The organism is Mycolicibacterium sphagni, assembly GCF_002250655.1.
GTDB lineage: Bacteria > Actinomycetota > Actinomycetes > Mycobacteriales > Mycobacteriaceae > Mycobacterium > Mycobacterium sphagni.
This window is the reverse complement of sequence record NZ_NOZR01000026.1, coordinates 75,045-91,451: the sequence shown is the minus strand read 5'-3', so window position 1 is coordinate 91,451 and position 16,407 is coordinate 75,045. Positions and strand designations below refer to the sequence as shown.

The following is a 16,407-nucleotide window of genomic DNA, read 5'->3' as shown; positions in this document are numbered from 1 at the left end:
CCACCCCCGCCGCCTCCGCCTCCGGTTCAGGAACCGCCCCCACCTGCGCCGGCGCCCGACGCGCCGCCGCCATAGGCTTGTCGGCCCGGCATGCGAACATATGTTCGTGTCCGTCGGCCGAGCGATCATCCTGCACGCTGATCTCGACTCCTTCTACGCCTCAGTCGAGCAGCGCGATGATCCGACGCTGCGCGGCCGTCCGGTGATCGTGGGCGGCGGTGTGGTGCTGGCCGCCAGCTACGAGGCCAAGGCCTATGGCGTGCGCACGGCGATGGGCAGTCAGCAGGCGCGCCGGTTGTGTCCGGCCGCGGTGGTCGTACCGCCGCGGATGTCGGCCTACAGCCAAGCCAGCGACGACGTCTTCGAGGTGTTCCGCGACACCACGCCACTGGTCGAACCGCTGTCGGTGGACGAGGCCTTTCTCGATGTGTCCGGGCTGCAACGGTTGTCCGGCGACCCGGTGCAGATCGCGGCGCGGCTGCGCGAGGAGGTGCGTCACCAGGTGGGGCTGCCCATCACCGTGGGCATCGCCCGCACCAAGTTCCTGGCCAAGGTCGCCAGCCAGGAGGCCAAGCCCGACGGCCTGCTGCTGGTGCCGCCCGAACGAGAGCTGGCGTTTCTGCACCCCCTGCCGGTACGCCGGCTGTGGGGAGTGGGCCCCAAGACCGCCGACAAGTTGCGCGCCCACGGCGTCGAGACCGTAGCCCAGGTGGCCGAGCTCAATGAATCGATGCTCGAGTCGTTGGTCGGGCCGGCAATGGGCCGCCAGTTGTATTGCCTGTCCCGCAATATCGACCGGCGCCGGGTCAACACCACGCACCGCCGCCGCTCGGTGGGCGCCCAACGCGCGCTGGGCCGTGCGCGCCAGACTCACACCGAACTGGATACCGTGGTGATCGGCCTGATCGACCGGATCACCCGCCGGATGCGTGCCGCGCAGCGCACCGGACGAACAGTGTTGTTGCGCTTACGCTTTGATGATTTCAGCCGCGCAACCCGTTCGCACACCATGGCCAGAGCCACCGGGTCGACGGCACCGATCCTCGCCGCCGCACGCGGTCTGCTCGCCGAGGCTCAGCCGTTGATCGACCAGCGAGGCATCACGCTGATCGGATTCGCGGTCAGCAATATCGACTCCGGCGGCGCCCAGCAGTTGGAGCTGCCGCTCCACGACGGTCGACCCGACGCGGTGGACCTCGACGCGGCAGTCGACCGGGTGCGCGCCCGCTATGGCAACGCGATGCTCACCCGGGGTGTGCTGGTCGGGCGAGACCCCGGACTGGAGATGCCGCACCTGCCGGACTAGTGGCCCCGGGTCGCTTCGCTCCTGCCCACGGGGCCTAGCGGGCGGCCCAGTCGACCAGGTCGTCCGCCGACCAGGTATTGATGATCCGCTCGGCGGGCACGCCGTTGTCCAGCGCGCGTTGTGCGCCGTAGCCGAGGAAGTCCAGCTGCCCCGGCGCGTGAGCGTCGGTATCGATCGAGAAGTTGCAGCCGATCTCCATCGCCAGCTTGAGGAGCCGGGTTGGCGGATCGCGGCGCTCTGGACGCGAGTTGATCTCCACCGCCGTGTTGTTGTCACGGCATGCGGCGAACACCTTCTCGGCGTCGAACTTCGACTCCGCCCTCATCCCGCGGTTGCCGCTCACCAGGCGGCCCGTGCAGTGGCCCAGAACGGTGACCCGTGCGTCCGACACCGCGCGCAGCATCCGCCGGGTCATCGACGGTTGGTCCATTGACAGTTTCGAGTGCACGCTGGCGACCACGATGTCGAGACGTTCCAGTAGTTCCGGCTCCTGATCCAGGGAGCCGTCCTCGAGGATGTCGACCTCGATGCCGGTCAGAATCCGGAAGGGTGCCATCTGAAGGCGCAGCTCGTCAATGACATCGAGCTGTTTGCGCAGCCGGTCGGCGGAGAGCCCGTTGGCAATGGTCAGCCGCGGCGAGTGGTCGGTCAATGCGCAGTACTCGTGGCCCAGCGCCGCGGCGGTGGCCATCATCTCGGGGATCGGGGCCGACCCATCCGACCAGTCAGAATGCGTGTGCAGATCTCCGCGCAAGGCGGCACGAATCTCGCCACCACCGAGATCGGCTGCAGCGCGACGCAATTCGACCAGTGCGTCCGGTTCCTGGCCGGCCCAGGCCTGGGCGATGACCGTGGCGGTTTTCGGCCCGACGCCCGGCAGGGTCTGCCAGCTGTTGGCGCGGCCGTGCCGATCGCGGCTCGCGTCGTCCAGCGCCTCGATGATGTCGGCGGCCTTGCGGTAGGCCATCACCCGCCTGGACTCCTCACGGGCTCGGTCCTTGTAGTACGCGATCTCGCGCAACGCGGCCACCGGGTCCATTTCTCCAGTGTGCCCCGTCGTTTGGCCAAGGACTTGTCCGTCCGCGACCAAGTGGGCTAATCTTATTGAGAATTTACTCAATCCATAAATCCATCAACTATTAATTCGAGGACGCAGTGCCGACCAGCTCTCCCGGCGGCGGCGAACGGCCGCTCTACGAAATCAAGGCGAACCTCTTCAAGGCCCTCGCCCACCCCGCCCGCATCCGCGTCCTGGAGATCCTGTCGGCCAATGCCCAGCCCACCGCGGTCAGCGAGATCCTCGCCGCCACCGATATCGAGCCCACGCTGCTCTCCCAACACCTGGCAGTCCTCAAACGCCACGACGTCGTGTCAGCCGAACGTGTCGGCAACGCGGTCTATTACCGGCTCGCCCATCCCTCGATCCGGGAGCTGCTCGTAACTGCCCGCAGCTTTCTGGCCGACACCCTCAAAGCGCGACACCAACAGCTCGAGGCCTTCGACGCATTACCCCCGGTCGGAAATCCGACATGATCGCCACGGCGGCCGGCCAGCTGTCTCGGCTACTGCCCCGTCGCAGTGACTACGCCGATCTGCCCCGGTCTTGGCGGCGCGACATCCTCGCCGGGATCACGGTGGGCGTGGTGGCTCTGCCGCTGGCGCTGGCCTTCGGGATCAGCTCCGGGGTCGGCGCGGCCGCCGGGTTGATCACTGCTGTGGTCGCTGGACTGGTCGCGGCGGTGTTCGGCGGTTCACATGTCCAGGTATCCGGGCCTACCGGCGCGATGGCGGTGGTACTGGCTCCGATCGTGGCCCAGCACGGCATCGGCAGCGTTGCACTGGTCACCGTGCTGGCCGGCGTCATCGTGCTGGCCGCCGGGATCACCGGCCTGGGCCGTGCGGTGACGTTCATTCCCTGGCCGGTGATCGAGGGTTTCACGCTCGGCATCGCGGCGATCATCTTCCTGCAGCAAGTGCCCGCCGCCTTCGGCGTCGCGGCCCCCGCCGGGCAACGCACTCTGCCCGCGGCCTGGACGGTCATCGTCCACGCCGATTGGTCGTCGGCCTGGCGCACCCTGGCGGTCGTGGGCTCTATCGCCCTGTTCATGGTGGGTCTGCCGCGACTGCACCGCGAGATTCCCGCGTCGCTGACCGCCGTGGTTGTGGCGACCGTCGTTGTGGTGGCCTTCCACGTTCCGGTCGGCACGATCGGGAATTTGCCGTCGCATCTGCCAGCGCCCCTGATGCCGCACGCTGACCCCGGCGCGCTGCGCACGCTGATCGGGGCCGCGGTGGCCATCGCTGCGCTCGCCGCAATCGAATCGCTGCTGTCGGCGCGCGTGGCGGCCACCATGTCGCCAACCGGCCCCTACGATCCGGACCGCGAACTTGTCGGACAGGGCCTGGCGTCGATGGCGTCCGGGATCTTCGGCGGCATGCCGGCCACCGGCGCGATCGCCCGCACTGCGGTCAACGTGCGCGCGGGGGCCCGCACCCGGGTGTCGGCCATCGTGCACTCGCTGCTGTTGCTCGCGGTGGTGTATCTGGCCACCGGGCCGGTCGCGGCAATTCCGTTGTCCGCCTTGGCCGGTGTGCTCATCGTGACGTCGTTTCGGATGATCTCGGGTAGCACTGTTCGCAAGATCGTCCGCTCGACCCGCTCGGACGCGCTGGCATTTGTGCTCACCGCCGTCGTCACCGTTTGCTTCGACCTGATCGAAGCAGTGGAGATCGGTATCCTCATCGCGGCCTTCTTCGCGCTACGCACGGTAGCGCGCCGCAGCAGCGTCGTCCGCGAGGACCTGCCTGGTCCGTATCAGCCCGGCGACGACGAGATCGCCCTGCTGCGGCTGGACGGCGCGATGTTCTTCGGCGCGGCCGAGCGCCTTTCGAGCGCGATCACCGCCCATCCGGATGTGTCGGCCGTGATCATCTGCATGTCGCAATTGGGGATGCTGGACGCCACCGGTGCCCACACACTCGCCGAGATCGCCGCGGATCTCGAGTCGCGCGGCATCACCGTCATCATCAAGGGTGTCCAGCCAGAGCACATGGCCCTGCTGGCGAACATGGGCATCGTCGAGGCATTGCGGCACGAAAACCACCTGATCGACGCCCTCGACGACGCCATCGCCCACGCGCGCTCGCATGTCAGCTCCCAGGGTTTATCCGTGGATGCGGCTGGGTAAAAAGCCCACATGTCTGCATTCCAGTGGGTGATCGGATACCTCTGCATTGCAGCCCTGGTTGCCGGCAGCGCCGTCGTGCTCGCCGCCTGGTCTCAAAGGACCCAGGAGTCGGTGCATACCGGATTCGTTCCCGCACTTCTGGCAGGTGCGCTGTGGCCTCTCGTCGTGGTCGGGTCCGCGCAGTGGCTGCTGGTGTGCGCGATCGCGCAGACGCTGCGACGTGAGCAAGCCCGTATCGGCGAGGCTGTGTATTACGGCCCGCCGCACAGGTCGACAGTCGACGCCGCATAGTTCTGCCAGCCAACCGGGCTAAGCTCGGTTCAGTGGAATTCGCCTTCAAAACATCACCGCAAAACACCACGTGGGCCGACATGCTGGCGGTCTGGCAGGCCGCCGACGGCATCGACGTGTACCACTCCGGCTGGACGTTCGACCACTTCTATCCGATCTTCTCCGACTCGACCGGCCCGTGCTTGGAAGGTTGGACCACGCTGACCGCGCTCGCGCAGGCGACCACCCGGTTGCGGCTGGGCAACCTGGTCACCGGAATCCATTACCGGCATCCCGCAGTGCTCGCGAACATGGCTGCCGCGGTCGACATCATCTCCGGCGGACGGCTGGAGCTGGGCATCGGCGCCGGCTGGAACGAAGAGGAATCCGGGGCCTACGGCATCGAGCTGGGCAGTATCAAGGAGCGTCTCGACCGCTTCGAAGAAGGCTGCCAGGTGCTCATCGGACTGCTCAGCCAGGAGACCACCGACTTCAACGGCACGTACTACCAACTGAAGGATGCGCGCAACGAGCCCAAGGGCCCGCAGCGGCCGCATCCGCCGATCTGCATCGGCGGCAGCGGGGAGAAGCGCACCCTGCGCATCGTTGCCAGATACGCCCAGCACTGGAATTTCGCGGGCGGCACGCCGGAGGAATTCGCCCACAAGCGCGACGTGCTGGCCTCCCATTGCGCCGACATCGGCCGCGACGCGTCAGAGATCATGCATTCCGCTCACGTCCGGCTCAGCGCGGACCACGACTACGCGAAGGCGATCGACGAAGCCGCCGCGCTGGCTGCCGAAGGGCTGGATCTGGCGATCGTCTATCTGCCGCCGCCACACGATCCCGCTGTGCTGGAGCCGCTCGCCGAAGCCATCCGAGATTCGGGGCTGACGGCATCGGTGCCTCGCTCGGCGTGAGCGACTGGTCACTCCGCCAGATAACAGCCTGGTAACGACGGGCAAAGCCGAAACGGCTTCACCCGCCGGCAAAATCGGTTGCTAGAACCTCGCTAGAACCCCGCTAGAACCCGTAGTGCACGAGTTCGGCGCGCGTGACCAGGCGCTCTTGCTTGGCCGGGAACTCGCGGCTCTTCACAGGGTGGCGGAAGAAAGACCAGGCTATACGCCCGACCCGGGTGCGAGATATCGGGTTGATGTACACAAGGATCACTCCTGTGGTCGAATCTCGGTCTTACCGGGTCCCCACTTTACCGCAGCACCCGCTCCAGCAATTAGATACAGATCACACCGCAAACTGCAATAGGCGCGCCGGTAAATAATCGGATGATTCGGGTGGGGCGGCAGTGATTAGTGAGGTCTGGGCGGCGGAAGCCCGCTCAGCGTTGGGGAACGGCCGTCGGCTTGATCGGGGCAGGCAGAGCAGTGTGCCCCATCAAGTAGCGGTCGACGCCGGCGGCCGCGGCCCGGCCCTCAGCGATCGCCCACACGATCAGAGACTGGCCACGGCCCATGTCACCAGCAACGAAGACACCCTTTACTGAGGTGGCGAAATCCTTGTCACGGGTGACGTTTCCGCGCTCGTTCAGTTCCACGCCCAGGTCGGTGAGCAGCCCCGGCCGTTCCGGACCGACGAAGCCCATCGCCAGCAGCACCAGGTCGGCCTCGAGTTCGAAGTCGGTGCCTTCCACCTTCTCGAACTTGCCGTCCTTCATCACCACCTCGTGCGCACGAAGCCCGGTGACCTTGCCTTCGTCGCCGGTGAACTTCTCGGTGTTGACCGCGAACACCCGCTCGCCACCCTCCTCGTGCGCCGAGGACACCCGGAACATCAGCGGGTACGTGGGCCACGGCGTAGACGGAGAGCGGTCGGCTGGCGGGCGCGGCATGATCTCGAACTGGTGGATGCTGGTCGCACCCTGTCGGTGCGCCGTGCCCAGGCAGTCCGCGCCGGTGTCGCCGCCACCGATGATCACGACCTTCTTGTCCTTGGCGGTGATCGGCGGCTGGCCGGCCTCGTCGAGCACCGGGTCACCCTGCTGAACCTTGTTGGCCCACGGCAGATACTCCATGGCCTGGTACACGCCCTCGAACTGGCGACCGGGGATCGGCAAGTCGCGCCAGTCGGTGGCGCCGCCGGCGAGCACCACCGCGTCGAAGTCGGCACGCAGCTGATCGGCCGAAATGTCGACGCCGACGTTAACCCCGGCACGGAACTTGGTGCCCTCGGCCTCCATCTGGGCCAGGCGCCGGTCGATATGGCGCTTCTCCATCTTGAACTCGGGGATGCCGTAGCGCAGCAGACCGCCGATGCGGTCGGCCCGCTCGAAGACCGTGACGTCGTGTCCGGCACGGGTCAGCTGCTGGGCGGCGGCGAGCCCGGCGGGCCCGGAGCCGACGACGGCGACCTTCTTGCCGGTGATGACGTGGGGCGGCATCGGGACAACCCAGCCCTCGTCGAAGGCGTTGTCGATGATCTCGACCTCGACCTGCTTGATGGTCACCGGATCCTGGTTGATACCCAGCACGCAGGAGGCCTCACACGGCGCCGGGCACAGCCGCCCGGTGAACTCCGGGAAGTTGTTGGTGGCGTGCAGCCGCTCGATCGCGTCGCGCCACCGGTCCCGGTAGACCAGGTCATTCCACTCCGGAATCAGGTTGCCGAGCGGGCAACCGTTGTGGCAGAACGGGATTCCGCAGTCCATACACCGCGACGCCTGAGCTTCCAGGGTGGTGTGGGAGAAGTCCTCGTAGACCTCATTCCAGTCCTTGAGCCGCAGGTCGACCGGCCGGCGAGCCGGGGTCTCGCGCTTGGTGAATTTCAGGAAGCCACTCGGGTCAGCCATGAGCAGCCGCCATGATCGCCTCGTCGACGTCCTTGCCTGCAGCCTCGGCCACGGCGATCGCCCGCAGGACCGCCTTGTAGTCGCGCGGCATCACTTTCACGAATTTCCCTACCTGTCCGGACCAGTCAGCCATAATCTGCTGGCCCACAACCGAATCCGTGGCATCAACGTGCGCGGCGATGATGTCGCGCAGCCACTCGATGTCGGCATCGTCGAACTCGTCGAAGTCCACCATCTCGGTGTTGAGGTTGTCGGGCAGCTTGCCTTCGGGGTCATACACGTAAGCGATGCCGCCAGACATGCCCGCCGCGAAATTGCGCCCGGTCTCACCGAGGATGACCACCCGGCCACCGGTCATGTACTCGCAGCCGTGGTCGCCCACGCCCTCGACCACAGCGTGCGCACCGGAGTTGCGCACGGCGAACCGCTCCCCCACCGAGCCGCGGATGAACGCGGTACCGCTGGTGGCTCCGAACAGGATTACGTTGCCGCCGATGATGTTGTCCTCGGCCACATAGCCAGCCGGTGCATTGTCCGAGGGGCGCAACACGATCCGCCCGCCCGAGAGGCCCTTCCCGACATAGTCGTTGGCGTCGCCGTAAACCCGCAGCGTCACACCCTTGGGCACGAACGCCCCGAAGCTGTTGCCCGCCGAGCCGTCGAACGTGATGTCGATGGTGCCATCCGGAAGGCCGTTGGCCCCATACGCTTTCGTCAACTCATGGCCGAGCATGGTTCCGACGGTGCGGTTGGTGTTGGCGATCGCGGTCGAGAATCGCACCGGGGTACCCGAATCCAGAGCCTCGCGGCTCATCGCGATCAGCTGTTGATCCAGCGCCTTGTCCAGACCGTGGTCCTGGCGGGAGCTGCAGTAGAGATCCTGGTTCATGAAGGCCGAATCCGGCTCGTGCAGCACCGGGGTCAGGTCCAGCTTATGGGCCTTCCAGTGCTCGGCAGCCTGCGCGGTGTCCAGCGCGTTGACCTGGCCGACCATCTCGTTGACGGTGCGGAAGCCCAGCTGCGCCATCAGTTCGCGCACCTCTTCAGCGATGAACAGGAAGAAATTCTCGACGAATTCCGGCTGGCCGTTGAAGCGTTCACGCAGCACCGGGTTCTGGGTGGCCACGCCCACGGGGCAGGTGTCGAGGTGGCAGACCCGCATCATGATGCAGCCCGACACCACCAGCGGCGCGGTGGCGAAGCCGAACTCCTCGGCACCCAGCAGTGCGGCGATCACGACATCGCGGCCGGTCTTGAGCTGGCCGTCGACCTGCACCACGATCCGGTCGCGCAGCCCGTTGAGCAACAGGGTCTGCTGGGTCTCGGCCAGGCCGAGCTCCCACGGCGCCCCGGCATGCTTCTGCGACGTCAGCGGAGTCGCGCCGGTACCGCCGTCGTGCCCCGAGATCAGCACCACATCGGCATGCGCCTTGGAGACGCCGGCGGCGACCGTGCCGACACCGTTCTCGCTGACCAACTTCACGTGCACGCGGGCCTGCGGGTTGGCGTTCTTCAGGTCGTGGATCAGCTGCGCCAGATCCTCGATCGAGTAGATGTCGTGGTGCGGCGGCGGTGAGATCAGGCCGACGCCTGGCGTGGAGTGCCGTACCTCGGCCACCCACGGGTAGACCTTGTGGCCCGGAAGCTGGCCGCCCTCACCGGGTTTGGCGCCCTGGGCCATCTTGATCTGGATGTCGGTGCAGTTGGTCAGGTAGTGCGACGTCACACCGAAGCGGCCGGAGGCCACCTGCTTGATCGCGCTGCGCCGCCAGTCACCGTTCGGGTCGTGCTCGAACCGGCTGGTGGCCTCGCCACCCTCACCGGAGTTCGACCGTGCCCCAAGGCGGTTCATCGCGATCGCCAGCGTCTCGTGCGCCTCCGCCGAGATGGAGCCATAGCTCATCGCGCCGGTGGAGAACCGCTTGACGATCTCGCTGGCAGGCTCCACCTCGTCGATGGAAATGGCCTGGCGCCCACTGACTTTGGCGTCCTTGAACTTCAGCAGGCCACGCAGCGAGGCCATCCGCTCGCTCTGGTCGTCGACCAGCTTCGTGTATTCCTTGAACACCGTGTACTGCCCGGTGCGGGTGGAGTGCTGCAGCTTGAACACCGTGTCCGGATTGAACAGGTGGTATTCGCCTTCGCGGCGCCACTGGTATTCGCCGCCGACCTCGAGCTCGCGGTGGGCGCGCTCGTCGGGGCGGTCCAGGTAGGCCAGCTGGTGGCGGGTGGCCACGTCGGCGGCGATGTCGTCGAGGTCGATCCCGCCGACCGGGCAGCTCAGCCCGGTGAAGTACTCGTCGAGCACCTGCTGGGAGATCCCGATGGCCTGGAACAGCTGGGAGCCGGTGTAGGACGCCAGGGTGGAGATGCCCATCTTCGACATCACCTTGAGCACACCCTTGCCGGCGGCCTTGATGTAATTCTGCAGGGCCGTCTCGCGGCTGATGCCCTCGATCAGGCCGCGGTCGATCATGTCGCTGATCGACTCGAACGCCATGTAGGGATTGATCGCGGCGGCGCCGAAGCTGACCAGGGCCGCCATGTGGTGAACCTCGCGAGCGTCACCGGCCTCCACGACCAGACCGACCTGGGTACGAGCCCGGGTGCGGACCAGGTGGTGGTGAATGGCCGAGACCGCCAGCAGCGACGGGATCGGCGCCAGGTTCTCGTTGGATTCCCGGTCCGAGATGATCAGGATCCGCGCCCCGTCGGCGATGGCCTTCGACGCGGCGTCGCGGATGTCGTCGAGCGCACGGCGCAGGCCCTCGCCACCCTTGGCGACCGGATACAGACATCGGATGACCGCCGAGGCCATACCGTGCTTGCGGCCCCGGACCGTGTCCTCGGGGTTGAGGTTGATGAGCTTGGCCAGTTCGTGGTTGCGCAGGATCGGCTGGCGCAGCGCGATCTGGTGGCACGACTGCGGGGTCGGGTTGAGCAGGTCACCTTCCGGCCCGACCGTGCCTTGGATACTGGTCACCACCTCTTCGCGGATGGCGTCCAGCGGCGGGTTGGTCACCTGAGCGAACAGCTGCTGGAAGTAGTCGAACAGCATTCGCGGCCGCGCGGAGAGCACCGCGATCGGGGTGTCGGTACCCATCGAGCCCAGCGGCTCGGCTCCGGCCCGCGCCATCGGCGCGACCAGCAGGTTCAGCTCCTCGTAGGTGTAACCGAAGGCCTGCTGGCGCAGCACGACCCGGTGGTGCGGCATCCGGACGTACGGGCCCTGCGGCAGGTCGTCGAGGTGGAAGAGCTGGTCGTCAAGCCACTGCTGGTACGGCTGCTCGGCGGCCAGTTCGGCCTTGATCTCCTCGTCGGAGACGATGCGGCCCTGGGCCGTGTCGACGAGGAACATGCGGCCTGGCTGCAAACGCAACCGCTTGACCACCTTGGCGGGGTCCAGGTCGAGCACACCGGCCTCGGAGGCCATCACCACCAGTCCGTCCTCGGTGACCCAGATCCGCGACGGGCGCAGTCCGTTGCGGTCGAGGACCGCACCCACGACGGTGCCGTCGGAGAAGCACACCGACGCCGGTCCGTCCCACGGTTCCATCAGCGAGCCGTGGTACTGGTAGAACGCCCGCCGAGTGGGGTCCATCGACTCGTTGCGCTCCCAGGCCTCCGGGATCATCATCAGCACGGCGTGGGCCAGGCTGCGCCCGCCGAGGTGCAGCAGTTCGAGCACCTCGTCGAAGCGAGCGGTGTCCGACGCGCCCGGGGTGCAGACCGGGAAGATCTTGTCGACGTCGGTACCGAAGACGTCGGTGTCGATCAGGGCCTCGCGGGCACGCATCCAGTTTTCGTTGCCGGTGACGGTGTTGATCTCGCCGTTGTGCGCGACCCGGCGGAACGGATGCGCCAGCGGCCACGACGGGAAAGTGTTGGTCGAGAACCGGGAGTGCACGATGCCCAGTGCGCTTTCCAGCCGCTCGTCCTGCAGATCCAGGTAGAAGGCCTTGAGCTGCGGGGTGGTCAGCATGCCCTTGAAGACGAACGTCTGGCCGGAAAGGCTTGGGAAATATACTGTTTCGCGCCCGGGGCCGTCCTGGCCCGGGCCCTTCGAACCCAGCTCGTGCTCGGCGCGCTTGCGGATCACGTAGGCCTTGCGCTCCAAGTCCATGCCCGATGCGCCGCCGATGAACACCTGACGGAAGGTCGGCATCGCGTCGCGGGACAGCGCGCCCAGCGAGGAGTCGTCGGTGGGAACGTCGCGCCAGCCGATGACCTCGAGGCCCTCTGCCTCGACGATCTTCTCCACGGCCTCGCAGGCGGTGACCGCGTCACGGGAGGACTGCGGCAGGAAAGCGATGCCCGTGGCGTACGAGCCTTCGGCGGGCAGTTCGAACTCGCAGACGGCGCGCAGGAAGGCGTCGGGAACCTGCAGCAGGATGCCCGCGCCGTCGCCGCTGTTCGGCTCGGCGCCGGCGGCGCCGCGGTGCTCGAGGTTCAGCAGGGCGGTGATCGCCTTGTCCACGATGTCGCGGCTGCGACGGCCGTGGATGTCCACAACCATCGCTACACCACACGAATCGTGTTCAAAGGCGGGGTTGTACAGCCCGACACTCCTGGGCATTCGCACCTGACCCTTCACAAGCTTTTTTTGCGCGGTGGTTCGTCGACGTCACCGCGCCCCGCCAGGGATTCCTCCGTGCGTCACTGAACGGGGCTCCACTGTGGTGTCAACAAGTTGTAAAACGATATGTCAAACCCCCGCTGACATGCCAACTTAGTCTAGGCTAACCAGGTTGGCGGCCCGTGTTGCGCGATAGTGCTTTCGGTGAGGAGGCTGGCTGCGGAATCGGTTGTCAGCGGCCCCTTTTGGTGCCGCGATGCTCCGTTCTCGCATGGCGGGTTGGACGTGGTCCTCCGTCAAGGACGTTTCGGGCAGTTTGCTGACGGCGTAGCGCACCGACGCACTGGGTGCGGGATACCTCACATCGGCACTCGTCACCGCCCCTGCGACCAGGGCCGCAGGGCCGCCCGGGACTTTGCGCAAACTCTGGTCGGATTCTTAGAGACGGGTTGCCGCCCGCCCGGTGACCAGCCTTATTCGCCCAAACCGACAATCGAGCGCGAAAGTGCGGGTGACCGGCGCCAAAACGTCGATCTCGTCGTGCAGCGATACTGAACACGATGACCGACCGCGACGACCACCAGCTCGACCGCTTCCGGCAGGGCCCGCCTCCGGGGTACTCCTCCGGACCCCCCACGGAGCGGATCCCTCGCATCGTCATGCCACCGTCGTCGCCACCACCACAGGTGCGCTATCCCCCGATGCCGGTTCCCCCAGCCGCTCAAGTGGTCAAGCCCAAGCCCACCCAGGGCTGGCGCCGCGGCGTTTATGCAGCGACGTTCGGGTTGGTGAATCCGGGCCCGTCGCGCCAGGAGCGACGCCAGGCGGCGATGGAGAGCATGGTGGCCGCCCCACTGCGCGGCCACTACAAGATCGGGGTGCTGGGCAAGGGCGGTGTCGGTAAGACGACGGTCGCCGCCAGCGTCGGATGTGTGCTGGCCGAGTTGCGCCGCGGTGATCGGGTGGTGGCTGTCGACGCCGATACGGCGTTCGGCCGCCTCGGCAGCCGGATCGACCCACGTGCGGACGGCTCCTACTGGGAACTGGCCAAGAACAAGAACCTGCAGTCGTTCGCCGACGTGCTCACCCGGATGGGCAGTAACTCTTCGGGGCTGTTCGTGCTGGCCGGGGAGAACGGCAGTCGCCGAGGGATCCTCGACCCCGCGATCTATCGCGAGGCCACCATGCGCCTGGACCGCCATTTCACGATTTCCATCGTCGATTGCGGCTCGACCATGGACGCCCCGGTCACCCAGGAGGCGCTGCGGGACATGGACGCGCTGATCGTCGTGTCCTCACCATGGCCGGACGGGGCGTCTGCGGCCGCTCAGACGATGGAATGGCTTGCCGCCCATGGCAAGATCGGGTTGATGCGGCGATCGGTGATCGTGCTCAACGATTCCGACGGCCATTCCGACAAACGCACCCGAGGCGTGCTGGCCGACCAGTTCCGCTCCCGCCGTCAGGCGGTGGTGGAGGTGCCGTTCGATCCGGGCCTGCGGCCCGGCGGTGTAATCAACGCCTCGAGCGAGATGTCGGCGCCAACCCGGCGGGCCTTTGTCGAAGTGGCAGCGGTCATTTCGCAGTTCTTCGCGACGATCCCCGGTCGTGGACCGCACACCCGCTAGCATCGGCGGATTCGCTATCGAGTCGGTGCTCGGCACCGGCGGGATGAGTACGGTGTATTTGGCGCGCGACTCGCGCCGACTTGTGGCGCTCAAGGTGTTCAATTCGGGATGCCCCTCGAACTCTATCCTGGTCCATCCGGGCATCGTGCCGGTATACGACCGCGGCGAACATCTGGGAATGCATTGGTTGGCAATGGAATACGTGGCTGGCGGCGACGCGGACTCCGAGTTGCGTTCGGGGCGAATGCCTCCGGAGCGGGCGGTGCGCATCGTCAGCGAAGTCGGCGAAGCTTTGGATTTCGCGCATGCACAGGGTGTGTTGCACGGTGACGTCAAGCCATCGAATTTTTTACTGGCCGAACGAGACCGGGTGTTGCTGGCCGATTTCGGTGCGGCCCCATTCGTCGAGAACGGGTCAGTGCTGGCGTCAGCTGCCTATGCGTCACCAGAGATGCTGCGGGGCAAGGAGATCGATAGTCGATCCGACATATATTCGTTGGGCTGCTCGCTGTTCCGGCTACTGACGGGCAAGCCGCCGTTTTTCGACGCCGGATCGAAAGATGCTGTCGTGCAGTCTCATCTGCGGCGTGAACCACCTCAGGCCACTCGGTACGCACCCTGGCTACCGCAGGCGATCGACGCTGTGATTGGCACCGCGATGGCCAAGGATCCGGACGCGCGATATCAGAATCCCTGCGCTCTGGCCGACGAGGCCGCCGCAGCACTCACAGACTGATCGGCACGTGCTTTTCTGCGCAGGCATCCGAGACGGCCGCGACAATGTCCTGAGTGCGCAACGTCTCGAGGTCTTCGACGGTCACCGACCCGCGACTCATGCGGTTCTGAGCGGCCACCCGCGAGTCACGCAATCTTTCGGCGCGCTCAACGACGTTTCGGGCGAATCGGCCGTTCTGCATCACGTCGACGCCGTGGCTGCCGTCCGGTGCGAGATAGGCCCGCAGCTTACGGCAGGCCGCGTTGAGCGCGTCCTGCGCGGCCGGCTCGATCACCGTGGCGCGCGGTCCGCCGTAGCGGATCGCGATCTCGACCAACTCGTCGGGGCTGTATGACTCGAACCGCAGCTTGCGGTTGAATCGACCGGCCAAACCGGGGTTCACCGTCAGGAACTCGTCGACTTCCTTCTCGTAACCGGCGCCGATGAAGCAAAAATCGAAGCGGTGCACTTCCAAAGCCACCAGCAGCTGGTTCACCGCCTCCATACCGATCATGTCCGGCCGCCCGTCGTGGTGACGCTCCACCAATGAGTAGAACTCCCAACGCTCGGCAGCCTCGCTCAGTTCCCTTAAGACCGCGTCAACGAGATCCCTGTCGCTAAGCTCGCGATCGCTGCCGGATCCCGCCACCTAGCCAGTATGTCGAGCGTCGCTACCTGCGTCAATTCACCTTTGCGGTATGCATGACCGCTTGGCACGGAAATCGCCTCAGCAACCTCAGTCCGTAGGTTCAGTTACGGCGCGCTGCCCCAACGGCTGGGCGGCGGCGCGCTCAGCGCCTCAAACCAGGCGAAGTGATAGTTGGCGGACCGTTCGTCGCCCACGGCGATCGCCTCGGTCGCTGCCAGAAGTAAGCAGTTGCCGAGCAGGGCCGGGTCGACGTCTGGATACTGGGCCATCAGCTGATAACGGGCGGTATCGGAATGCACGCGCAACACGTCCACTTCGGCGTCGAGTACGCCCGTGCGGGCCGTACCCGCCTTGGCAAGCGTGTGCACCATCCTCGGCAAGCCGTCACGCCAATGAGTGGCCTCGACGAGCTTCCACCCCAACTCGTCGACCCGCGGCAGTGCGCGGGCATCCGGTGCGGTTCCCGTCGTCACGTCGCGGCCCGCGACGAAGGGGTCTCCCGGGTGGTAGGTCACCGACCGCACCACGTCGCCGAGCAGCTCGCCGAGCCTGCCGGTACGCCGGGCCGGCGGAAGCAATCCGACGCCGACGGGTAGCGCGACGCCCGGCGGGATCCAGCCGTGAGCGAGGTCGGTCACCAGCACGGCCGTGCCGTCGCCGCGCTCTCCGATTGCCCACCGCAAGCCGGGTTCCTGGCGGGCCACAAATTCCAGCAGCCGTTCGAGATGCCGTTCGTCCGGTTCCGGCTCCGGCTCGGGCTCGGGCTCGGGCTCGGGCTCGGGCTCGGGCTCGATAGCTTCCGGACCGGCCGGCACATCGTGGTCGGCGATCGGCGGTTCGATCTGGGGTGTGATGACGGGTATCGCCGGGTCTGTGGTGAATTCAACTGCTGCAGAGCGTAATTGACGAATCATCGACTCGACGCGCTGCACCGCGTAGGTTCTGGCCACGTCGACGATTCGGACTTCCTCGGCCCGGCGGGCGGCCTCGGGAAGGTCGGCGTGGCGTAGCGCCCGCAATCGCTCGTTGGCCGAGCTTGCGATGCGCTGCAGGTCGTTCTTCAGGTGCTCGGCAACCACCGCGGTCGCCGGCGTGACCGTCGCCAGCTCCGCGGGCCACAAGCCTCCGATGGCCCACGGCGTGCAGTCCGGGGGCGTGTCGAACGTCGGCACGGAGAGCGCCTGCTGCGTCGCCCTCTTCAAGCGCTGACGCGCCGTGTTCCGACCGAAGACCGCCACGGGGAGGAGCCTACCGCCGAAAGCGCAGCTG

At 66.6% G+C, this 16,407-nt stretch carries 11 protein-coding genes and 1 pseudogene; 7 read left to right on the top strand and 5 right to left on the bottom strand.

Annotated features, from left to right (window positions below):
* The first annotated feature begins 100 nt into the window (after positions 1–100).
* Entirely contained in the window at positions 101–1,306 is a 1,206-nt protein-coding gene (gene dinB / locus CG716_RS24550) for a DNA polymerase IV (RefSeq protein WP_094483730.1), read from the top strand.
* A 34-nt stretch (positions 1,307–1,340) separates the two neighbouring features.
* Here the strand turns inward: dinB and CG716_RS24545 are convergent, their stop codons facing one another.
* Positions 1,341–2,345 carry a PHP domain-containing protein gene (locus CG716_RS24545; protein WP_094483729.1) on the bottom strand — a complete coding sequence of 335 codons (1,005 nt, stop codon included), beginning with the start codon at positions 2,343–2,345 and terminating at the stop codon, positions 1,341–1,343.
* A 116-nt stretch (positions 2,346–2,461) separates the two neighbouring features.
* On the opposite strand from CG716_RS24545, the gene CG716_RS24540 reads away from it, so the two are divergent.
* Genes CG716_RS24540 through CG716_RS24525 form a run of 4 tightly spaced genes read left to right on the top strand, consistent with a single transcriptional unit; the run spans position 2,462 to position 5,684 of the window.
* Positions 2,462–2,839 carry an ArsR/SmtB family transcription factor gene (locus tag CG716_RS24540; RefSeq protein WP_094483728.1) on the top strand — a complete coding sequence of 126 codons (378 nt, stop codon included), beginning with the start codon at positions 2,462–2,464 and terminating at the stop codon, positions 2,837–2,839.
* Positions 2,836–4,494, top strand: a complete 1,659-nt coding sequence (locus tag CG716_RS24535) for a SulP family inorganic anion transporter (RefSeq protein ID WP_094483727.1) — start codon at positions 2,836–2,838, stop codon at positions 4,492–4,494. Before CG716_RS24540 ends, CG716_RS24535 begins: the two co-directional genes overlap by 4 nt.
* Positions 4,495–4,503: 9 nt before the next feature.
* Positions 4,504–4,785, top strand: a complete 282-nt coding sequence (locus CG716_RS24530; protein WP_094483726.1) for a hypothetical protein — start codon at positions 4,504–4,506, stop codon at positions 4,783–4,785.
* A 32-nt stretch (positions 4,786–4,817) separates the two neighbouring features.
* Positions 4,818–5,684: an LLM class F420-dependent oxidoreductase gene (locus CG716_RS24525; protein WP_094483725.1), complete on the top strand. Its 867-nt coding sequence runs from the start codon at positions 4,818–4,820 to the stop codon at positions 5,682–5,684.
* Positions 5,685–6,103: 419 nt separating this feature from the next.
* On the opposite strand, the gene CG716_RS24515 is transcribed toward CG716_RS24525, so the two are convergent.
* Positions 6,104–7,570 carry a glutamate synthase subunit beta gene (locus tag CG716_RS24515; protein ID WP_094483724.1) on the bottom strand — a complete coding sequence of 489 codons (1,467 nt, stop codon included), beginning with the start codon at positions 7,568–7,570 and terminating at the stop codon, positions 6,104–6,106.
* Entirely contained in the window at positions 7,563–12,146 is a 4,584-nt protein-coding gene (gltB, locus tag CG716_RS24510; protein ID WP_094483743.1) for a glutamate synthase large subunit, read from the bottom strand. Before gltB ends, CG716_RS24515 begins: the two co-directional genes overlap by 8 nt.
* 560 nt (positions 12,147–12,706) lie before the next feature.
* Between gltB and CG716_RS24505 the strand changes: the two genes are divergently transcribed.
* The gene (locus CG716_RS24505) at positions 12,707–13,774 is read left to right on the top strand and encodes a MinD/ParA family ATP-binding protein (RefSeq protein WP_094483723.1); all 1,068 of its coding nucleotides are present in this window, start codon (positions 12,707–12,709) and stop codon (positions 13,772–13,774) included.
* Entirely contained in the window at positions 13,755–14,510 is a 756-nt protein-coding gene (locus CG716_RS24500) for a serine/threonine-protein kinase (RefSeq protein ID WP_094483722.1), read from the top strand. The genes CG716_RS24505 and CG716_RS24500 overlap by 20 nt, the downstream gene beginning before the upstream one ends.
* On the opposite strand, the pseudogene CG716_RS24495 reads toward CG716_RS24500, so the two are convergent.
* Together CG716_RS24495 and CG716_RS24490 are read right to left on the bottom strand one after the other, a co-directional pair.
* A pseudogene (locus CG716_RS24495) lies at positions 14,500–15,048 on the bottom strand (type VII secretion AAA-ATPase EccA); the annotation flags it as partial. The gene CG716_RS24500 and the pseudogene CG716_RS24495 sit on opposite strands and share 11 nt — an antisense overlap.
* 194 nt (positions 15,049–15,242) lie before the next feature.
* A complete protein-coding gene (locus CG716_RS24490; protein ID WP_094483721.1) occupies positions 15,243–16,376 on the bottom strand; it encodes a DUF5631 domain-containing protein in 1,134 nt (377 codons plus the stop codon).
* Between the last annotated feature and the right edge of the window lie 31 nt (positions 16,377–16,407).